At 66.2% G+C, this 17,771-nt stretch carries 16 protein-coding genes and 1 pseudogene; 10 read left to right on the top strand and 7 right to left on the bottom strand.

Features of this window, described 5'->3' with window-relative positions; genetic code table 11:
- Positions 1-3 precede the first annotated feature (3 nt).
- On the top strand, positions 4-867 hold the full coding sequence (locus SM418_RS00765; RefSeq protein WP_371938850.1) for an AAA family ATPase: 864 nt from the start codon (positions 4-6) through the stop codon (positions 865-867).
- Positions 868-1,108: 241 nt separating this feature from the next.
- Here the strand turns inward: SM418_RS00765 and SM418_RS00760 are convergent, their stop codons facing one another.
- Together SM418_RS00760 and SM418_RS00755 are read right to left on the bottom strand one after the other, a co-directional pair.
- Complete coding sequence (locus SM418_RS00760; RefSeq protein ID WP_371938851.1) at positions 1,109-1,312, bottom strand: DUF397 domain-containing protein; 204 nt, start codon at positions 1,310-1,312, stop codon at positions 1,109-1,111.
- On the bottom strand, positions 1,309-2,106 hold the full coding sequence (locus tag SM418_RS00755) for a helix-turn-helix domain-containing protein (RefSeq protein ID WP_371938852.1): 798 nt from the start codon (positions 2,104-2,106) through the stop codon (positions 1,309-1,311). The genes SM418_RS00760 and SM418_RS00755 overlap by 4 nt, the downstream gene beginning before the upstream one ends.
- Before the next feature lie 405 nt (positions 2,107-2,511).
- Between SM418_RS00755 and SM418_RS00750 the strand changes: the two genes are divergently transcribed.
- Together SM418_RS00750 and SM418_RS00745 are read left to right on the top strand one after the other, a co-directional pair.
- On the top strand, positions 2,512-2,826 hold the full coding sequence (locus SM418_RS00750) for a hypothetical protein (RefSeq protein WP_371938853.1): 315 nt from the start codon (positions 2,512-2,514) through the stop codon (positions 2,824-2,826).
- The gene (locus SM418_RS00745) at positions 2,823-3,023 is read left to right on the top strand and encodes a hypothetical protein (protein WP_371938854.1); all 201 of its coding nucleotides are present in this window, start codon (positions 2,823-2,825) and stop codon (positions 3,021-3,023) included. Before SM418_RS00750 ends, SM418_RS00745 begins: the two co-directional genes overlap by 4 nt.
- A gap of 14 nt (positions 3,024-3,037) precedes the next feature.
- Here the strand turns inward: SM418_RS00745 and pglX (SM418_RS00740) are convergent.
- A pseudogene (gene pglX / locus SM418_RS00740) lies at positions 3,038-4,185 on the bottom strand (BREX-2 system adenine-specific DNA-methyltransferase PglX).
- A gap of 176 nt (positions 4,186-4,361) precedes the next feature.
- Positions 4,362-5,753 (bottom strand): BREX-2 system adenine-specific DNA-methyltransferase PglX, encoded by a 1,392-nt coding sequence (gene pglX, locus SM418_RS00735; RefSeq protein ID WP_371938855.1) that lies wholly within the window; start codon positions 5,751-5,753, stop codon positions 4,362-4,364.
- 698 nt (positions 5,754-6,451) lie between these two features.
- Here pglX (SM418_RS00735) and SM418_RS00730 point away from each other — a divergent pair.
- From SM418_RS00730 to SM418_RS00710, 5 genes are all read left to right on the top strand, one after another.
- Positions 6,452-6,946, top strand: coding sequence for a PraA/PraB family alkane oxidation protein activator (locus SM418_RS00730; protein ID WP_371938856.1), 495 nt, complete (start codon positions 6,452-6,454; stop codon positions 6,944-6,946).
- Positions 6,947-7,336: 390 nt separating this feature from the next.
- Complete coding sequence (locus tag SM418_RS00725; RefSeq protein ID WP_371938857.1) at positions 7,337-8,590, top strand: alpha/beta hydrolase; 1,254 nt, start codon at positions 7,337-7,339, stop codon at positions 8,588-8,590.
- A 57-nt stretch (positions 8,591-8,647) separates the two neighbouring features.
- Positions 8,648-9,580, top strand: a complete 933-nt coding sequence (locus SM418_RS00720) for a DUF5954 family protein (RefSeq protein ID WP_371938858.1) — start codon at positions 8,648-8,650, stop codon at positions 9,578-9,580.
- Positions 9,577-10,134, top strand: a complete 558-nt coding sequence (locus tag SM418_RS00715; RefSeq protein ID WP_371938859.1) for a hypothetical protein — start codon at positions 9,577-9,579, stop codon at positions 10,132-10,134. Before SM418_RS00720 ends, SM418_RS00715 begins: the two co-directional genes overlap by 4 nt.
- Positions 10,135-10,279: 145 nt before the next feature.
- Positions 10,280-11,089, top strand: coding sequence for a VOC family protein (locus SM418_RS00710; protein ID WP_371938860.1), 810 nt, complete (start codon positions 10,280-10,282; stop codon positions 11,087-11,089).
- Between the two features lie 6 nt (positions 11,090-11,095).
- Here SM418_RS00710 and SM418_RS00705 read toward each other — a convergent pair whose 3' ends face one another.
- Positions 11,096-11,575 (bottom strand): hypothetical protein, encoded by a 480-nt coding sequence (locus SM418_RS00705; RefSeq protein WP_371938861.1) that lies wholly within the window; start codon positions 11,573-11,575, stop codon positions 11,096-11,098.
- Positions 11,576-11,602: 27 nt separating this feature from the next.
- Positions 11,603-12,481 carry a DUF4231 domain-containing protein gene (locus SM418_RS00700; RefSeq protein ID WP_371938862.1) on the bottom strand — a complete coding sequence of 293 codons (879 nt, stop codon included), beginning with the start codon at positions 12,479-12,481 and terminating at the stop codon, positions 11,603-11,605.
- Positions 12,482-12,836: 355 nt separating this feature from the next.
- Between SM418_RS00700 and SM418_RS00695 the strand changes: the two genes are divergently transcribed.
- Together SM418_RS00695 and SM418_RS00690 are read left to right on the top strand one after the other, a co-directional pair.
- Positions 12,837-13,016 carry a hypothetical protein gene (locus SM418_RS00695; RefSeq protein ID WP_371938863.1) on the top strand — a complete coding sequence of 60 codons (180 nt, stop codon included), beginning with the start codon at positions 12,837-12,839 and terminating at the stop codon, positions 13,014-13,016.
- A 17-nt stretch (positions 13,017-13,033) separates the two neighbouring features.
- Positions 13,034-15,292: an FxsB family cyclophane-forming radical SAM/SPASM peptide maturase gene (locus SM418_RS00690; protein ID WP_371938864.1), complete on the top strand. Its 2,259-nt coding sequence runs from the start codon at positions 13,034-13,036 to the stop codon at positions 15,290-15,292.
- Here the strand turns inward: SM418_RS00690 and SM418_RS00685 are convergent.
- Entirely contained in the window at positions 15,279-17,468 is a 2,190-nt protein-coding gene (locus SM418_RS00685; protein ID WP_371938865.1) for an ATP-binding protein, read from the bottom strand. The genes SM418_RS00690 and SM418_RS00685 overlap by 14 nt on opposite strands.
- Positions 17,469-17,771 lie beyond the last annotated feature (303 nt).

Here is a 17,771-nt window from a genome sequence, read left to right as displayed (position 1 = left end):
CCCGTGCTTGTCCAGCAGGTAGGGCAGCAGGCGTCCGGTGTAGAAGTTCCGCCCAGGGGGCTGCGGCAGGTCGCGAAGCTCGCGGAACCGAACGTGCTCTTCCTCTCCTTGGCGGCTCGCTCGCGGCAGGAGGACTTCCAGCGGGTTTACGACTGGTTCCGGCGTATTGCCTGGCGGACTTCGAATGGGGATTACGGAGCACTGTCCTTGCCCGCCGTTCTCGATGATTGTGCCCGTCTCGCGGACCTGCTCCGCGCGGCAGACACCGGAATCGTCGGGACGGAGATGGTCGACGAAAGCGACGCCGAATACGCTGCCCGCATCAGCAGGATGTGGAGCGGAAAGGGAAAGCCGCCGACACGTCAGAAGCGTCTTCATTTTCGGCACCAAGGCGTGGACGGGAGCGCGACTCTCGCCCTGTCGGATCAGTCGATGGGCACCCAACATCTGTATCGGCTGGGTCGCCTGGCCTTCAGATCGCTTGATCTGGGTTCCCTGCTCGTGGTGGACGAGCTGGATTCAAGCCTGCACCCCTACCTGGCGGCCAAGCTGATAAACCTTTTCAGAGATCCGGATATCAACACGCGCGGAGCGCAGTTGATTTTCACCGGCCACGACGTGTCATTGCTGGGTCGCATACAGGGTGAGCAGGTCCTGCTCGGTGACAACATCTGGTTCACGGAGAAGAACGAGTGCGGAGCCACCGAACTCTTCGCCATTTCAGATTTCAAGCCGCGTGGCGAGGAGAACCGCGAACGGCGTTACCTCGCGGGCCGCTACGGTGCGGTGCCGCGGATCGATGACGAACTGTTCGCCGCAGCGCTCGCCGCACGAAAGGAACACGGCGATGTCCCAGCGGAGTCGTGACCGCGGCAGATGGCCCTCCGCGCCGTTCAGCACACAGACCGATCTCCGCCGCCGCCCGAGGGCACGTGATCGATACCGGCGGTGGCCGGCCGATCCATGACAATCCTGGCCGATTGCGGACGTGTGTCCTGGCCCTCGGGTCGCGGGCCCGGATTTCACCGGCGGTGCTCGGGTTGGCCGGGTACGAGACGAGCCCTCGGCCTGGGGGAAGGCGAGGGCTCGCGGGGGTTGAGCGGGGGAGTCAGGCAAGGTCGTGCGCGCTGCTCTTGACCGAGCGGGTGAAGGCGGACCAGGCGGCCACACTGAAGGTCAGCTTCGGCCCCTCCGGGTCCTTGGAGTCCCGCACCCCGACCACGGGCGAGAGATCCGCCACCTCAACGCAGTTGCCGCCATCATGATCACTGTGGCTGCTCTTACGCCACTGAATGCGGCGCATGTCATTCATAGACCCTCCATCACCTTCCTTATCAAGGCCCGTGACTCCGTAATGGGGAGCGCGGGGCCACGGAGCAAGTCCCAGCGTACGACTTTGTGTCTAACTCTGGCAGGCCGTTCGATCAAGAGCCCTTCGCCTGCTGACTCAGTGTAGGCCAGGTCCGGCCAATCGTCGAAGGTCAGGACAGTGAAGTCGCCTCCGAGTCCGACATGGTAGCCAGTTGTTTGCGGAACGACCTGGAGCATCGTGTTGATCCGCTCGGAAGCTTCGAGAAGAAAATTGAGTTGTTCTCGCATGACATCAGGACCTCCGACCATGCGGTGAAGCACAGTTTCGTCCAGCACCAGCCAAACGTGAGGCAAACTTTTACGAGTGATCGCTGCTTGCCGTTCCATACGTCTGGCTGTCAGTTCCGAGACGTTTTCTTCGGTTGCGGTTGTGAGTATGGTGCGTGAGTAATCTTCGGTCTGGAACAGGCCATTGATGAGCAGTGCGCTGTAGATTCGGTAGGATGTCGCCTGCTTCTCGTATTCCAGGTACTCAGCGAATCCGGGCGGGAGAATAAATTGTACCTCGATGTCCTTAGCGAGCTTCCATAGGCGACAGTAGTGGCCGTCCGTTTTGAAGTAGGTGTCAAGGTCGCAGGCGCTCTGCTCGGAGATCTTCCGGCCGCTTTCCATAGTGCTGACCCATTGCGGTGTGCATCCAAGCGCATCCGCGAGTTCCTTGCCCGTGATACCGGCTTGGCCGCGCATGCGGCGGAGTTCATTGCCGAAGAAGATGCGTGCGCGATTTTCGCTCATGAGAAACCTCCCGGGGGGTTAACCACTGGGGGCGTGGTTGAGTTGATCTCGGTTGGACTTGACCGCCGGTGCGGTGAGGTCACTACCGCACTTTTACCTGCCCTGTGAGTCTGGTCGCAAGTGTTTTCGACAGGCAATCGAGCGGGGAGGTTTCGAGATGTCCACATCGCCAGAATCAAAAGGCTTTGCGGCAGGGCAAATACCCCTAATGTCTGATTGGTTCGGCGAATTTTCGCAGGACGGGTTCGTCGCGAGGCGACTTGCCAAGCTGAGCCCCTATCAGCTCCTCAACGGATGCCTGGGGGAGGTCCAAGCGAGGGACTGGGACGAACTGTGGTTGCTCTGCAACGCCCAAACGCGCCTGTTGGAGCGAATCACGCTCGCGGAGTTTGTGAGGGGGCGGCAGTGAGCTTCCCAGAGCACGAGTCCCCGGCAGTCGAGTCGTATGTGCGGCTGCAAGTCCTGGGGATGCACCTCAGGGCGCACAGGTTCACGATCCACCACGTGGCGGGCGGGCTCGTCGTCCGCAACATGACGCCCACCGCGCGAAGCCGCTACGGGGCCGGAGAAGTGCCCAGCGACACGATCACCTGCCGGCCGCGTGAGGAGGACGGGGGCCGCTATTGGTACTACACGTCCTGGCAGCAGTCCATCGCCGAGGCCGAGCGCATCACCGACGCCCTGGTGATGATCAAGGGTTACCTGGGAGTGCCGGGATGAGGGCCGCCGACGACAGGTCCCGGCGGGACGACACTGCCGCCTACCTTGCGGCGTTGAGGCGCGAATTTCCGACGTTCGGGATCATCGCAGACCCAGAGCGCCCCATCTGGATGGCAGTTCGCGGCAACGATCTCTTCATCCGAGCTACTGACGGCCACATCCTCCGTCAGAGGCTCCGGGAGATAGTGAACCGTTGAACCGGCCCGGCCGCCTACTCGGCCGCCTTCTTGCGAGGACCGCGTCCCCGGGCCTTCTTCTGAGGCCGCCACCTGGCCAGTTCCTCCCGAGACAGCCCTGGGTACTTCTCCACCTGCTGCTGGAGGTAGCCCTCGTAGGCGACGGCCGGGCTCAACCCGGTCTCCGGGTCCACCTCGCTATACCACTGCTTAACCCAGGGCAGCACTTCATCCAGCCCGGCCAGCAGGGGCATGAGCCGCTCCAGCTCCCACCCGTCGCGAGTCGTCCGCTCCTCGATGAGATTGACAAGCGCGTGAGCCTGCTCGGCGTGATCCCATCCAGCCCACCCAATGAGGAGAGTGTCATCCCCATCTGGACTCGCATCGGGATACGAGATGAACCTCTCCTTGGGAACGTCCAGCTTCCCGCGGTTCCGCCAGTAGGAGTTCTTGAGAAAGTCCGCGCTCGTGTACTTCGGCGGCACCTTGATGTTGAGCCGCTCGCCGGTCTCGTCCTCCTGACGCTGCAACCGCCAGGTCTCCTCCCACTGCGCCCTCTTGCGCAGGCCGGAGTCGTTGTAGCGCCATGCCGGAATGAACGGCACATGCTCAGCGTCCAGGATGTCCTTGAGCACGTCGAACAACTCGACATCCTCGCCCGCGTACAGCCGAGCCACCGACACGAAATCAGCATCGTCCTGGAGCCGATCGGACAGCCGTCCGACGGTCATCATCCTCGGCCGCTCCTGGCCGACCTCATCAGCCGCGAACCACAACTCCCGCGACTCGCACCGATCGAGCAGCCAGTTCCGAAGAGCGTCCTTCTCCTTCTTCGCCCAAGGCTCGGAGGCCCAGCGCCGCTTGTATTCTGGCCGTTCGATGAGCCCGATGGTCTGCGGTCGCTTCTCGATCATCTCGATCCGCTTCTCCACGACCTCCCGATACTCCTCCGGCCAGTGCTCCGGAACTTCCGAGATCGGCGTAGACCCATGCCGCGCGAACCACTCGTCTCGATCTCGCCTGCCGCCATTTTCCGAGCCAGCACGATCTCAAAAGCTCGCTCGCCTAGCTTGACCTCGGGCGCCGACCCCATCTTTGTGACAAGCTCGATTACCTCGTCGTCAGCCAGAAGCCCATAAAGTCGGTAGACTTCCCAATCCAACTCTTCTTGAATCGCGATCATCATCTGCCGGCTCGCGACCCATTGCTGCTTCGCAAGCCCTATTTTAGTGAGAATGGCTTTATTGTCGAATGATGGTGCGCCGCTTTATTTCTTCGGAATGTTCACCCAAAGTACGGGCACTATTTGCCAGGAAGCCTTTGGTGAAGGGAAAATCCTCAAGTTTCTTTCCGGTGAATTCATAGCGGTCTTCCCATGGCTCGTCTTGGACTCCTCGCCCGATCCCGCTGCCCCCTGGGCTGGCTGACCTGCTTGAGCCAGAAGCAGGCTGTTGAACTATTCAACGTGGCCATAATTTCTAGATGGTCGTCTTCGGATGCGCCTCTAGGGAGCTTAATTACTGGGGCCGATCTATTGAAAGCACTTCCCCCGCGATCTAGTGCCAGATGATTATGGGTTGCCATGAACGCAAATCCGATTGAGAGGGGAGTCTTGTAGGCAGATGCAGTATGCTGCATGTAGTCATACCACTGGAGATTTGCATCGGCCATGTTGCTTTGGAAGGTTCGACGCTGTGCAAGCAGTTCACGCCATGGCCACAGTTCTCGCTCGATCTCTTTGGCGCTCACGTTAGAGGCATATGGATAAAGTATGTTGCCCACGTGATTGGCAGACCAGTCGCGGATCGTCTCGCCGATTGCGAGAGTTTTTAGCGTTTGCGAATCAAGATTTTTTCGTTCTTTGTATTTGGAGGGACGCATAAAAGCTTCGTCTGCGCCTACGCGAATACTTCTTCCCACGGGAGGTGATATCACATCCCTGAGTCGGCATGTTAAATTAGCCTCTATGATGCTGATGATCTTTCCGACTCCGCCGCCTGCAAGTGTCCAAGGATGGCTTGAAAGGTGCTCCCTGGGAATATCGGTAACATTTATCCAGTTTGTAATAGTGTCAGGCTTATGGATGTTTTCAATGATGCTTTGCCAGACGTAACCCCGAGCTGAATCTGTGGGTATTGTTGGTTCGGCTTGAATGCTTAGGATGGCGCGAATTGGTTCATTGTGAGGGAAGGTGCGTCGTCCAATCAAAATAACCGTAGGAGTGGGGTGATCGGGTATATGGACTCCAGAGGAATCGATCACATAAGTAAGGCGAATGGTGGGAAGAAACTCTTCAATTAACCTCTTGCCGAACTCTCTTTTTATGAAGGAGTTGGCTGTGATTTGCCCTACATAACCAGCTCCTTGACGATTTTCTTGTGCCCGGATGGCGAGCTGGAAAAATCTTTCGGTAAAGGGAATGGAAAGTGCATATGTTCCCATGCAGCTCTTGTAGTATCGGTAGTTGCTATTCTCTGTTTCGTCTTTGACTTTTATGTACGGTGGGTTGCCGACTAGAACGTGGTAGCTGCCGACACCCAGCAGGTCCACCGTCTTGGCGAAGTCGCTGACGTCCTCGGTCGCATACGTGAATACCGGTTCGGGCTCGGCGAGTTCGCCGTTCTCGTCGAACTCCCAGCGGCCCTGGTCGAGGTCGGGGCCGCCTCGGCCGTGGATGAGGGAGTCTCCTACGGCGATGTTGAGGGTGAAGTCCGGGGCGTCCTTCAGCCGCTTGACCTCTCCGGCCTGCATGGCGGGAGGGACGCGGGGGATGGGGCCGCCGCGGGCTTCCGGAGGGGATGTTCCCCTTCACCACCACCGAGCGCGCCGACCTGCGATGGACCGGGACCGCCCGCCTGACAATGGCCGATGGCGGGACGGCCCGATGGCCCCGCAAATCCGTCCCGCGGAGGATCTTTAGATGAGAGATAGCGGGCCGTCCGGGTCCGAAGCGGATTTTCAGTGCCGATCAAAGTGGATGTGAAATTTCACAGCCGATCGAACACCCTTTGTGACCTCGCACGTCTCCAGCGTTGTGTAACCGGTTCTCACTGGCATTTCCCAGACACTCGCCGCTGTTGCTGAAGAAAGCGGGGCTGATGGGGCTGGATGAGCGTCCCGACGGCAATTGTGTCCGTGCCCCTGCATAGAGAGTAGTTTACGGACGTTCGAAACGGTATTTTATGGCCCGTGTCATCCTAAGATAATTAGAGAGTCATGTTCGGGTATTGACCGCTCTATGGCCCTTGTCTATGTTCTTAGTTGGAACGCGTTCTACTCCGGTAGGAACCCCATGTCGAAGGGGACAGGGCGGTTCCCCGGTCCCGGTCCCTGAATCACGGCGACTTCTCCCACTGGCCATGGTCGGAGTCGCGCATGGGTCAGCGGACCTCCCACCCCACCCCTTCGGGTGCAGGCGCGACGCCCGACGTTCGAAATGAGGACCCCCCTTGTCCCGCACCACGAAGATCGCCGCAGTTGCGGCCTCCGGCGCAGCCGCGGCCACCGCCGTCGTCGGCCTGACGGCCGCCCCCGCCCTGGCCGTGACGCCCGGGACGTTCACCGCCACCCTCCAGGGCAACATGGTGATCAACGCCGGAGTCTCGGTCACCTGCACCAGCTCCGTGCTGAAGGGCACCGTCGCCGCGGACGGGACCACCACGAAGTACACCTCCGCCACCGCCGGCGGCTGCGGTGCCACCGTGACTCCTGCCCTGCCCTGGAGCGGCAGCATCAGCGGCGGCGTCGTCAAGATCAACGGCTTCAAGATGAGCGCGATCGGCTGCACCTACACCGGGAACCTGACCGGCAGCTACACCCCCACGACCGCGAACTTCCCGCTCACCGTCACCTTCACCAACCAGCCCGCCACCAAGTTGAGCGGCGGCATCCTCTGCCCCGCCACGGTCAAGGTCACCGCCACCTACAAGTACACCCAGCCGTAAACCCCGGCGGGAGCGGAGCCCGGCCCTGACGTCAACCGGCCCCACCCTTCCAACCGTGACCCCGGCGGTACCGCCGGGGTCACGGCGCTCGGCTGCGGCGCGGCCGTCGTGGAAGAGAAGCTGGAAGAGAGAGTCGCCGGAGGTTCTGCTCGACGGACGGCGAGACCACGGACGGCTGCCACATCGGGCATCGGGACGCCCGGCCGGGAACGGGGGAGTGACCGGGATCACGCGGAGGTCCGCGCCGGAGGGCGACGAGGTACGGCAGCACGTCTTGTCACACCTTTATTGCATTTTTTGCCAATACTTGCGGCTGTGACATCCGGGACAGTAGTTTCTCCGGACGAGCAGAGCGTCGGGTCCGGGGTGGCCCGCGCGGCTGGGGAGTCCATGAAGAAGCGTACCGACAGGAAGATCGCCATCGCGGGTACCGCGGCGGCGGCCGTACTCCTGCCCACCGTCATGGTCGGCCTCGCGCAGGCCGGCATCGGCGTCCCGACCGGCAAGTCGAAGGCGTCGGGCGACTCCCGGCCGATCCCCTCGTTCGAGCCCGCGACGCAGCCGTCGGCGCCCGCGGCCTCACCGTCCCCGTCCGGGTCGGCGAAGACGTCGAAGCTGCCGAGCGTCCCGCTGAACAGCAACCCGTTCAAGACGGGCGGCGGCTCGCCGAGCACCACCGACCCCGACACCAACCGCGGCGCCCACGGCCAGAAGCCGCACATGCCGCCCGGCGCCGCGTCCGGCAAGTACGCCAAGGCCCCGGACGGCGCCGCGATCACCGGGGTGAAGAAGGTCAACTCGCGGCAGTTCGACGTCACGATCGCCTCGCCGGCGCTCGGCGCCGCGGTGAAGGCCCGCGTGATGGTCCCCGCGGGCTGGAAGTCCGCCACCACCAAGACGTGGCCGGTCGTGTACGCCTACCACGGCGGCAACAACAACTACACGTCCTGGACCAAGGACTCCAACATCGAGCAGATCGTCGGCCCGTACAACGCGATGGTCGTGATGCCCGAGGGCGGCTGGAACGGCTCGTACACCAACTGGTGGAACGGCGGCAAGGGCGGCATCCCCGAGTGGGAGACGTTCCACATCAACGAGGTCATCCCGCTGATGGAGCGCAACTTCCACGCGGGCGGGGTGCGCGCCGCGATCGGCCTGTCGTCCGGCGGGCAGGGCGCCATCACCTATGCCGAGCGCCACCGCGGGCTGTTCAAGTACGCCGCGTCCTACAGCGGCGCCCTCAACATCACCGCGCCGGGCATGCCGGTCATCCTCACGTCCATGAACCGGGACGCGGGCACCGCCATCTGGGGCGACCCGATCACCGCGCGGGCGAACTGGCAGGCGCACGACGCCACCGTCAACGCCGCCAAGCTGAAGGGCATCGGCGTCTACGTCTCGTCCGGGGACGGCAGGCCCGGCCCTTACGACAACCCGGACACCGCGCCGATGCACGCCGGACGCATCGGCGAGCAGCTCGCCGGGACGATGAACGAGAACTTCGTCGCAGCGGCGAAGAAGTCGGGCGTCTCGGTCACGTCCAACCTCTACGGGCCCGGGATGCACAACTGGAAGTACTGGAGGCGCGAGCTGGCCAAGAGCTGGCCGGCGATCGCGGCCGCCATCGGCGCCCGCAAGTCCTGACCAGCGGAATCGCCGAAACGCGAGCGCTGCATGCGGCTCCCCTGTGACGATGGAGGCATGAGGGGCAGTGATGGCGCGGCCCTCGACGGCGATCTCCCGCTCTGGCCGCCGGGGCGCGGACCGGCGCGGCTCGGTGAGGCGCGCGCCCTGCTGACGCATCCCGCGGTGCGCTGGTGCGGCGCGACCTACGGGGTGATGGAACGCGTCGCCGGCGGTTGGATGATGTCCGGGATGGAGCGGACCACCCCGCAGGACGCCCGCGACTCGCTCGGCTGGTGGTTCCGGGGCATGGCCCGCGACGGCGACGTTCCCGAAACGGCCCGCGCGGAGTACCGGCGCGGCGCGGCCCTGCTGGACCGCGACCGGCCGGACGAGCTGACCGTCGCGGGACGGGTGTTCCGCGTGGTGCGCGCCGACCGGTTCCGCCGGTTCGGCCCGGACGGCCCGGAGCCGCCCCGTCCCGCAGACCCCGACGCGCTTCCCGAGCCCCGCACCCGGCGGGACGCCCACCGGTTCGACCACGGCCTGCTCCCGGACGCCGAGGTCCCGGGGTCCGCGGCCCTCCTCGGCGAACGCTGGGAGCACGTCCCCGCGGGGCCGGCGGTCCCGCCGGAGGCGACCCGCGACGCCCGCCGGGCCCTCGCCACCCATCCCGGGATCGCCCGGCTGCCGACCCGGTTCGCCGTCGCCGAGGAGGACGGCGGGCGGTGGCCGGCGCACGGCCCGTTCCTGCACAGCCCCGCTGCCGTCCGCGAACACATGGCCGCCTACTTCGACCTGGTCGTGCCGCTGCTGCAGGGAGCCTCCCCCCGCGTCCTCGCCGCCTGCCGGGCCGGCGCCGACCTGCTGCGCGACGGCAGCCGCCGCGCCGAGATGAGCCTCCTCGGCCGCCGGTTCCGGGTGACCCGCGTCGACTACGTCGTGCGCCGCGGCCCCGACGGCCCCGAGCCGCCCCGCCCCTCCGAGCAGGACCTCGACGAACCCGTATGAAGGGATTCGCGCGGCGGGAGTTCCAGCTCGTGCTCCTGCGCCGCATGGCCGACTACCAGCCGGGCCTCGTCGAGGACGCGATGCGCGCGCTCGGCGCGTCCCGCACCGAGATGCGGGAGGTCAACGCCCGCTGGCAGCGCGTCCTGCGGTCTCGGACGTTCCCGCGCGGGCGCCGCCGCTACGAGGCCGTCCTCGGCCCGCCCGCCGGCGCCGCGGAACGGCGGATCGGCGACGTCGCCTGCGAGACCGCGTGGTGGCCGCCGCTGCCGCTGTGGCCCGGCCTCCGCTTCGAGATCATGATGGCGCCGGACGGCTCGGTCGTGCAGGAGTGGCTCGTCCGGGACGGCGGCGTCCCCGTGCCGGACCTGGCGGGCGTCGACGACCTCGTTCCGTGGTCGTGCGTGGTGGGCGACGTCGACGCCCGGTTCGGCACGGTGGCCCACCAGGACGGCGACGCGCCGAGCCGCTGGCACGCGACCATCACCACGGCGGACGGCGGCACGTACGTCGCCCACTTCGTGTGGGGGCTCCTCCAGACGGTGGTGAGCACCTGACCGCTTCGAGCGTTTTCATGTGGGCGCTCCTCCGGACACCGATGAGAGCCGATGAGACCGCTTTGAGCGATCTTGAAGATTCCGGACAGCGCAGATTGCGCGCGTCTCCCTAGCGTGGGGGCATGCGAGCAGTCAGGGACCGGCGATGCCCGAGGTGACCTCCTACGCACCGGGCTTCCCCACCTGGGCCGAGCTGGCGAGCCCGGATCCGGCGCTGTCCAGGCGCTTCTACGGCGAGCTGCTGGGCTGGTCCTCCTACACCCTGACCACCGAGATGGACGAGTACGAGATCTTCACCCTGGGTGGCGTCCAGGCGCCGGAGGTCGCCGGGATGCAGACCCTCGTGGACGACTCCCTGCCCTCGTACTGGATGTGCTACTTCCGCACCGCCGACGTCGCGGCCTCGGTGGAGGCCGTGCGCGCCGCGGGCGGCCATGTCCTGGTGGAGGACATCGAGGTCGCCAACCTGGGGCGGATGGCGCTGTGCTCCGACCTGGAGAGCGCCGAGTTCGCCTTCTGGTACCCCTACGACCTGCAGGGCGCCGGCGCCCGGAACGAGCCGGGCGCCCTGTACTGGATGGAGCTGGCCTGCCAGGAGGCCCAGGCCGCCCGCGCCTTCTACGGACGGGTCTTCGGCTGGAAGGCCGAGGAGCGCGAGTACTACACCTCCTCCACCTACACCAACTGGAAGGTCGGCGACACCTCCGTGGCGAGCATGGTGTCCATGGACGAGCACTGGCCGCCCGGCTACCCGGCCCACTGGGTCCCCTACTTCGGGGTGGTCGACTGCGACGCCGCGGCCGCGAAGGCCGTGGACCTCGGCGGTCGGGTCACCGTCTCTCCGAAGGACATCAAGCGGGGCCGCTTCGCCATCGTCACCGACCCGACCGGTGCCCGGCTGGGGGTCTTCTCCGCGGCGGCGACCGGCGGCGCCGCCACCCGGGCCCCCCTCTGAGGCCGGCTACCCGCCGGTGCGCCGTGCGCCGTCCGGCCAGACGACGTGCACGATCCGGCCGAGCCTGCGGGCGTGCTCGACGATCTCCGCGGTGCCGCCGCGGCCCCGCGCCGGTCTGCCGTCCCACACGGCGATGAGGTGGTCGGCGCGGGCCAGCATCTCCAGCCCCGCGTCCAGGTAGGCGCCCGGCCCGGGAACGGGATGGGCCAGCGAGCGCACCCGGGAGGCGCGGGCCCTCAGCTCCTCGAAGCCGCGCCGCGCCCGGGAGCCGAGCGCGGCGGCGTACCCCTCCGCGGGGACGATGACCTCCAGTCGGCCGCCGCGCGCGAGGACGGCCCGCGCGAAGATCTGGTCGGTGCCGGCGGCCAGGCACGACACGCCGACGACGTCCCGCCCGCCGCGGGCGAGGATCGCGCGGATCTCGGCGTCGACCCGCGCGGCCGTCGCCTCGTCCAGGTCCTGGTGCCCCGTGACGGCGACCCGCATCGGCTTCCTCCGCTTCATCCGCGGCCGTCACGCATGCGACGCCCACCACAGTGTGTGTTCCCGCGAGATGGCCTCCTCGACCTCGTCGACGAAGTGCGCCCAGTCGGCCTCCGTCTCCGGCCAGTCGACCCGGCAGGCGATCTCCGCGAGCTCCTGCGCCGCGATGGCGTACGCGGTCGCGAGCTGCTGGTGCTGCCGGGTCTGCACCCAGGCGAGCCCGCCCGCCGCGACGGCCCCCGCGATCCCCGGCAGGTCGAGGCCGATCAGCCCCACCGCGTTCAGCACGGCCGCGACCAGCCCGAGCGCCTCCAGCGAGGCCAGCAGCACCGACCACCGCGTGACGCTGCGCCCGCGCTGCGCCGAACGCCGGGCGTACCACCGGCGCTGGTCCTCGATCCGGCCGATCCGGTAGGCGTCCCGGCGCGCCTCCAAGGCGCTCGCCCGAAGCTCCCGCATCTGGTCGGTCACCTGCAGGTCGCCGCTGTCTCCGGCGACGACGAGCGAGTGCAGGTTGCCGCGGATGACCGAGAACCGGTGCAGCAGCAGCGCCTCGGCCGCGCGCTCGTCCACGTCGTCCGCGCCGAACGGCTGCCCGGCCACCGCGAACCGCCATGCCAGCGTCTTCGCCGACTCCGCCGCCGCCCGCGACTCGTACCACTGCCGGTCGGGGCGCTCGGTCAGCAGCCACACCTCGACGACCAGCCCGATCCCGAGCCCGGTGGCCGCGACCAGCGCGGCCGCGTCGACTTGGCCCGCCTTCAGGGTGACGGTGCCGAACACCGCCGCGGTGAGCAGCGCGACCAGCCGCAACGCGGTCGCCACCAGCAGCCGCCGCTGTCCGCTGATCGCACTCGTGTCGGCGGCCTGGAACAGGGCCGGATAGTGCGACTCGGCAAGAGCCTCCACACCTAGAGTGGAATCTCGGCGCGAAGTGTACGTCAAGCATGTGTGCAGGAATGCACACTTCTTATCCTTGTCCGGTTTCGGTCAGCGGGGGCGCGAAACCCGCCTCGCCGAAGTGCCGTCGAACCGTCGGTCACCGCATGCGAGACCGGAATCGAATTCATAACGGATGCCGGAACCCGCGACCCGTGGCAGGTGTGAAGTGCTTCACTGCTCGGATGGGCGTCCTCTCGCTCGCGTCAAGAATCGATCATTTCGCGGGCGAGAGCAGCTCTAATGCGAGCCTGCAGGATAGTACTTCTCGACGCAGGGTAATAGCTTTATAACTTGCCGTAACGACAGCCAGGATGGGCCGAACATGACCGTTCTCGACGAAGCAGGCGCGCCAGAAATGACCGATCTGTGTCAGTTGACTCTTGACGAGCTGGCCGTCGAGGACGAGGCCGTCCGACTCGTGGCTCGACTGACCCGGGTGGGCGACCTGGGCGAAGCCGGACCGCAAGCGGTTCGCGTCGCGGCATTCAACGCTTACATTTGACATCACATTACACCCTGATGCCCCAGTCAACTCCTTTCCGACAGTTCGTCCTCAAGGTGCACAGCAGGTGCGACCTCGCATGTGACCACTGCTATATGTACGAGCACGCCGACCAGAGCTGGCGCGGGCAGCCGACGGTGATGAGCACGGGCGTCATGCGACGCACCGCGGAGCGCATCGCCGATCATGTGAGAACCCATGGTGTACGGGAAGTCTCTCTCGTCCTGCACGGCGGCGAACCCCTGCTCGCCGGGCCGGACCGTCTCGCCGGCCTCATCGGCGCGCTGCGCGCCCCACTGGCCGGGGCATGCGACATCGACCTCCGGATGCACACCAACGGCGTCCTTCTCGACCGGCGCTTCTGCGAGCTGTTCCGCGAGCATGGAGTCAAGATCGGCATCTCGTTGGACGGCGACCGGGCGGCCAACGACAGGCACCGCCGCTACCGCAACGGCCAGAGCAGCTACGGCAAGGTCGTCCGGGCCATCGACCTGCTGCGCGGGGACTACCCGGACCTGTACGCCGGGCTGCTGTGCACCATCGACGTCGCCAACGATCCGATCGCCGTCTACAGTGCGCTCCGGGCGCACGAGCCGCCCGCGATCGACCTGCTGTGGCCGCACCGCACCTGGGACGACCCCCCGCCGGGGGCGTCCTCCGGCGCCACCCCCCACGCCGACTGGCTGGGAGCGATCGCGGATCGCTGGCTGGCCGACGGCCGGCCGATGCCGGTGCGCGTGTTCGACTCGATCCTCAGCACGTTGCGCGGCGGGCCGGGCCTCACCGAGGCACTGGGGCTGGAGGACACCGATCTCCTCGTGGTGGAGACCGGCGGCGGCTACGAGCAGGCGGACTCGCTGAAGACCGCCTTCGACGGCGCGCCCGAGACCGGTATGGACGTCTTCCGGCACGCGATCGACGAGGTCGCGGCGCATCCCGGGATCCGCGCGCGGCGGGGCGGGCTCGCGGCACTGTGCACCACGTGCCGGGCCTGCCCGGTCGTCGCCTCCTGCGGCGGAGGGCTCTACGCCCACCGGTACCGCGCGGACGGCTCCGGTTTCGCGAACCCCAGCGTCTACTGCGCCGACCTCTCCGCGCTTATCGAGCACGTGGAAGGACGGACTTCCCGGCGTTCCCACGTGCTGCCGTCGGAGGTGGTGCGGTCCCTGGCCACAGGGCACGGCGACCCCGCCGCGATCGCGCGGCTCGGAACCGCCCAGGCGAGCGGTCGCCGGGCGCTGCTCGCCGTGGTCGGCAAGGCGACCGCCCCGACTCCGGCGTGGGACCTCCTCAAGCATGCCCTGTCCGTGGACCCCGTCGCCTTCGACTGGGCGCTGTCCCATCCGTACGTGCGGGCGTGGGCTGACGAACGCTTCCACGCGCTGAAGTTCGGCCCGGGCCCGGTCGAGGACGACGGGCTGCTCGCCACCGTTGCCTGCACGGCCGCCGCGCGGGCCTGGCTGGATGTCGCCCTGACCGTGCCGGTACGGGACGGGGCGATCTACTTCCCGGGCATCGGGCGCTATGACGTGCCGGGCCGGCCGACGGCCACGGTCCGCGTCAGCGCGGGGGAGCTGACCGTGGAGGGGGCCGACGCGTTCCAGGCCGTCCGGCATCTACAGGCCGGTACGCTCACCGTCGCGCTCGACGACCTCGACCCGCATCGCGACTGCCACGACCACCCGGCCGCCGGGCGGCTTCCGGAACTGCGGTTCCAGGAGTGGCAGGTCTCCTTCCAGGAGGCGTGGACGCTGCTGGAGAAAGACTACGCGGAGTACGCCCCCGCGGTCGCCGAGGCGCTCACGACCATCGTCCCTCTGGAGCCGCCGGACTCGGGCGCCAGCGTCAGCTCGGCGGCGCGGGACGCCTACGGGTCGGTCGGGATCGCACTGCCGGAGAGCCCGGCGCTGCTGTGCCTGCTGATCATGCACGAGTTCCAACATGTGAAGCTCGGCGCCCTACTCGACTTCGTCGACCTGTACGACCCGGGCGACGACCGCCTGTACCACGCGCCCTGGCGCGCAGACCCCCGTCCCCTTGAAGGCTTGCTGCAGGGCACGTATGCTCACGTCGCCGTCGTCGACTTCTGGTTCCGGCGGATGCGGGCGGACGCGCCCGGCGTCGCCCGCGAGGCCGGACGGCAGTTCCGCGAGTGGTATCCGAAGACCGTCGAAGCGACCCGGACGCTGGAGGAGTGCGGTTCCCTGACGGGCCTCGGCGAACAGTTCGTCGCGACGATGCGCCGCACCCTGGCCGCGATGGTCACCGGCGGCTGAGGGTTTCGATCAGTGCGCGGACCTCGTCCGCCCGGGAATGTCCCACCGCCTCGTAGATCGCGAGCGACTCCCGGAGACCGGCCAGTGCCGAGCCGATCTCCCCCACCGCGACGAGGGGCGAAGCGAGGCTCAGCAGAGTCGCCGCGATGCCGGTCCTGTCGTCAATGTCCCGCCTGATTTCGAGTGATCTCCGGAACCAAGCGACCGCGGCCGCATGATTCTCCTGCTCGTCACTGAGCTCGCCCAGTTCCTGAAGCGCGTCGCCTTTGGCTTGGAGGTCGACACCGTCTGCGGTGCTGATCGCGGCCTCATAGTGCCGATACGCCTCCTCGACATCGCCCAGCCGGCGATGGATCGATGCGATCGACCTCAACTGGATGGCGGCGCCGCGTGCGTCGTCGAGGTCGCCGCACAGCTGCAGGGAGCACATGGCGTGTTCGAGAGCCTCGTCATACCTTTCGAGGTGAACGAGCGCCGCCGCGATATTTCCCAGGTTGTTCGCACTTCCCGGGACGTCGTCGATCTCCTCGCAGAGCCCCAGTGCGGTCTGAAACCGTTCGAGCGCCTGGGACGGTCGCCCCAGCGTGAGTGCCGCGCCGCCCACACACGTCTCGGCCCATGCCATCGCATAACGATCAACAACGCGGCGCGCCGCCGCGACTGCGATGAGAGCCACGTTGTACCGGTTGGTCGGGTGGGAGTGCAAGATAAAGAAGTAAATCAGTGCAATTGGCAACTTCCATGCGTATTCGTCGAAGCCCAGCAGCACGGCCTGATCGATCACCGCGATGAGGTTGAGCCTTTCTGCCGCACACCATCCCAGGGCATCGTGAGGGTTTTCGAAAGTCAGGGCCCAGGGAGAAGGGTCGGCCTCGACATGCCGGCGCCGGGGCGCGATGATCCTGTCGGCATTGTCGGCGGTGCGCAAATAAAATCCGATGAGCCGGTGCGCCGCGCTGTGGCGGTCATCCGCGGTCTCGTCGACGTCGAGCCGTTCCCTGGCATAGGCCTTGACAAGGTCATGGAACTCGTACCGATCCTCGCCGCTCTTCTCCAGCAGACTAGCCTCGGTGAGGAGCGAGAGAACCCGACGTGCCTCGAACAAGCTCGTGCCGGACGCCGCCGCTGCGGCGAGGAGGGAGAAGTCAATTCCCGCATGCAGTCCGGACAGCCGGAACATCCGAGCGGCTTCTGGGGGCAGCGACTCGTATGACCAGGAAAACACGTTCTCTGCCATACCGCCTTCTCGGTGATCGGTAAAGAAGGTCAGCCGACGTCTCTGATCTCCCAGTCGGCCGATCAGATCGTCGGTGAAGTCCGCGTCATGCCCTCTGATGTACTCCGCGGCAATCCTGATCGTCAACGGCAGAAAACCGCAATGCCGCACCAGGCTGGTCATCGACGTGGAAGTACGTTGGCTCTCGACGGCCGAGACGGATCGTAGAAGATCAAGCGCATCGGACTCCGCCAGTGGACGCAACACGATCGCTTCCGCGCCGTCCTGGGCGCTCAGGGACTTGAGCCCGCTGCGGCCAGTGACCAGGACCATGCACTGCGCGTTCGACGGCAGAAGTGGCCGGACCTGGGGCACGGACTCGACATTGTCCAGGATGATCAGCGTTCGCCGTGTGCTGACCTCTGAACGGAACACTGCGGCCATGGCGTCGAGACCATTGGGTATCCGGTCGGTGGCGACGTTCAGCGCACGCAGAAAATTTCCGAGCACATCCTCGGCAGTGATGCAAGTGGTCGGACCATACCCGTGCAGATTGACATAGAGTTGCCCATCTGGAAAGAAGGCTGAGTTCAGGTGTGCCCAGTGCACGGCGAAGGCCGTCTTTCCCACCCCGCCGAGTCCGGAGACGGTGACAAGGTCGGCACCTTCCCGGTGCAGGCGGTCCAGAACGGAGAGTTCCGTCGTTCGGTCGGTGAAGTGCTTGACCGGGCGCGGCAATTGGCGCGGTACCGAGATTTCTCGAGAATTGCGCGCAGTCTCGGGAAGAGGGGATGCGCCTCGGGTGTTGCGGCGAACCGGGGGAATCTCGTCGGCGGGTTGATCCGTAAGGCTGTCCAGCCGATGGAGCCAAAGGTTCGCGCTTTCGGCGCCGACCACGATCGCCAATGAGGCGATCAGCCATGAGATGCTCCAGACACCGCCGTTGAGGATTTGATTCACCGCCACCCCAGCGGCCACCGTTCCGGCGGCGGCGGAGACCGTGCGGGCCGTCCGACGGAGCCCTTTCACATGACCTCCAGACTCCGCTCGACCGCTATATCGGACATAGTAATGCACGAGCGAATGATCTCGAGGTGGCCTTCCGCGGCAAGCATCGAGGATGACCAGCGTCCGGCGCATGCGCTGGAGGCTGATCATTCAGGCCGCTGATCAGCGTACCGCGATGATCGCCGGAAGGTGCGGTCAGCGCCCCTCGGCGGGGCGCCGAGTCGGTAAAACTACACATTTGACAGGGCTGTTCGC

The organism is Actinomadura chokoriensis (assembly GCF_041463665.1).
Classification (GTDB): domain Bacteria; phylum Actinomycetota; class Actinomycetes; order Streptosporangiales; family Streptosporangiaceae; genus Spirillospora; species Spirillospora chokoriensis_A.
This window is presented reverse-complemented; position numbering and strand designations above follow the sequence as displayed.